2 protein-coding genes are annotated in these 2538 nt (G+C 68.2%); both read right to left on the reverse strand.

Annotation, left to right across the window (positions count from 1 at the left end):
- Positions 1 to 369: 369 nt before the first annotated feature.
- Positions 370 to 1521 carry a cystathionine gamma-synthase gene (locus R1101_RS0120975; protein WP_016935232.1) on the reverse strand — a complete coding sequence of 384 codons (1152 nt, stop codon included), beginning with the start codon at positions 1519 to 1521 and terminating at the stop codon, positions 370 to 372.
- 13 nt (positions 1522 to 1534) lie between these two features.
- Positions 1535 to 2538, reverse strand: a 1004-nt coding sequence (locus R1101_RS0120980; protein WP_016935233.1) for a pyridoxal-phosphate dependent enzyme, incomplete at its 5' end; no start/stop codon positions are given.

Consider the following 2538-nt stretch of genomic DNA (forward strand, 5'->3'; position numbering starts at 1 on the left):
GAATCCGTGGTCTTCGAGATGGTCGGCCACCTCGTCGATCGTCATGGGTCCGTGGCGCCGTACGGTGTCGAGCACGGTGTCCCACAGGGCGGATTCGGGATGTTCGCTGTCCGTCACCACTGGATCGTACGGCCCGCGGCACTGCTTCCGGGGACGATGCGGTTTCTCCGCACGTCGCCCACGACCTTCACCTGCACGACCGGACGCAGAACATGGCGACCGGTATTTCCGGTCGGTGTGGTGATCGCAACGGTCGTGGATCCGGCACTCACACAGGGACCGTTCTCTTCATGCGGACGCAACGAGAAGAAGGCGCCCCGGAGGACGCCTTCTTCTCGTGTTCTCGTGCGAGTTACCCGGACGGGCCCGTCAGCCGAGTGCCTGCTCGACGTCGGCGAGCAGGTCGGCGGCGTCCTCGATGCCCACCGACAGGCGGACGAGATCCTCGGGGACCTCGAGCAGCGAGCCTGCTGTGGAGGCGTGGGTCATCGCGCCCGGATGCTCGATGAGCGACTCCACGCCACCGAGCGACTCGGCGAGGGTGAAGATCTCGGTGCGCTTGCAGAAGTCCAGCGCGGCCTGGCGGCCCCCGGCGAGGCGCACGGAGATCATGCCACCGAAGCGACGCATCTGCCGAGCCGCGTACTCGTGGCCCGGATGCGATTCGAGCCCCGGGTACAGCACCTTGCTCACGGCGGGGTGTCCCGACAGGAAGTCGACGAGCTTCTCGGCGTTGTCGGAGTGCTTCTCCATCCGCACCGCGAGCGTCTTGATGCCGCGCAGCGTGAGGAAGGCGTCGAACGGACCCGGCACGGCACCCGCGCCGTTCTGCAGGAACGCGAAGGCGGTGTCGAGCTCTTCGTCGTTCGTCACCAGCGCGCCGCCGACCACGTCGGAGTGCCCACCGATGTACTTGGTGGTCGAATGCAGCACCACGTCGGCACCGAAGGTGATCGGCTGCTGCAGGTAGGGCGACGCGAAGGTGTTGTCGACGACGAGCTTGGCGCCGCCCTCGTGCGCGATGTCGGCGAGCGCCGAGATGTCGCCGATGTTGAGCAGCGGGTTGGTGGGCGTCTCGACCCACACGAGCTTGGTGTTCGGGCGGACGGCCGCGCGCACCTCGTCGGCGTCGTTGACCGCGGCCGGGGTGTACTCGATCCCCCACTGCGTGAACACCTTGTCGATGAGGCGGAAGGTGCCGCCGTAGGCGTCGTTGGGGATGACCAGGTGGTCGCCCGGACGCAGCACCGAACGGAGCAGGCAGTCGGTGGCGGCCATACCCGAGCCGAACGCGCGACCGTAGGCGCCGTTCTCGAGCGCTGCCAGGTTCGCCTCGAGGGGACGCCGGGTGGGGTTGCCGGTGCGGGCGTACTCGAAGCCGTTGCGCATCTCGCCGACGCCGTCCTGGGCGAAGGTCGACGACGCGTAGATCGGCACGTTGACGGCACCGGTCTGCGGATCGGGCTCGTACCCGGCGTGGATGGCGCGGGTCGCGAAACCGTGCTGGTTCTGGTCGGTCATGAAGATCTGTGTCCTATCGGCCTTGAGAGATGAATCCGAGCAGGTCGTGGCGGGTGATGACGCCGACGGGCTTGCCGTCGTCGATCACCATGAGCGCATCGGTGTCGCCGAACGCCTTGGTGGCGGCGTCGATGGACTCACCCACGCCGATGTTCGGCAGGGGCGGGCTCATGTGCTTCTCGACCGGATCGGCGAGGTTCGCGCGACCTTCGAAGACGGCGCTGAGCAGTTCGCGTTCGCTGACCGAGCCGGCGACCTCACCTGCGGTGACGGGCGGCTCGGCGCCCACGACCGGCATCTGCGACACGCCGTACTCGCGGAGGATCTCGATGGCGTCGCGCACCGTCTCGGAGGGGTGGGTGTGCACGAGATCGGGCAGGTCGCCGCTCTTGCCGCGCAGCACGTCACCGACGGTGGAGTCGTCGGGCTTACCGTCGAGCGGTGCACGGAGGAAGCCGTAACTGGCCATCCACTTGTCGTTGAAGATCTTCGACATGTAGCCGCGGCCACCGTCGGGCAGCAGCACGACGACGACCGCGTCGGGGCCTTCGCGCTCGGCGACCCGCAGTGCGGCGACGACGGCCATGCCGCACGAGCCGCCGACGAGCAGCCCTTCCTCACGGGCGAGGCGACGGGTCATCTCGAACGAGTCGGCGTCGGAGACGGCGATGATCTCGTCCGGGATCGACGGGTCGTAGGCGGTGGGCCAGAAGTCCTCACCGACACCCTCGACGAGATACGGCCGGCCGGTGCCCCCCGAGTACACCGAGCCCTCGGGATCGACGCCGACGACCTTCACCGCACCGTTGGAGACCTCCTTGAGGTACCGGCCGGTGCCGGAGATGGTGCCACCGGTGCCGACGCCCGCCACGAAGTGCGTGATCCTGCCGTCGGTGTCGTTCCAGATCTCCGGCCCGGTGGTCTCGTAGTGGCTCGCCGGGCCACCCGGGTTGGAGTACTGGTTCGGCTTCCAGCCGCCGGGGAGCTCACGGGCGAGACGGTCGGAGACGCTGTAGT

The sequence above is a fragment of the Rhodococcus sp. R1101 genome (assembly GCF_000278445.1).
GTDB lineage: Bacteria > Actinomycetota > Actinomycetes > Mycobacteriales > Mycobacteriaceae > Rhodococcus > Rhodococcus gordoniae.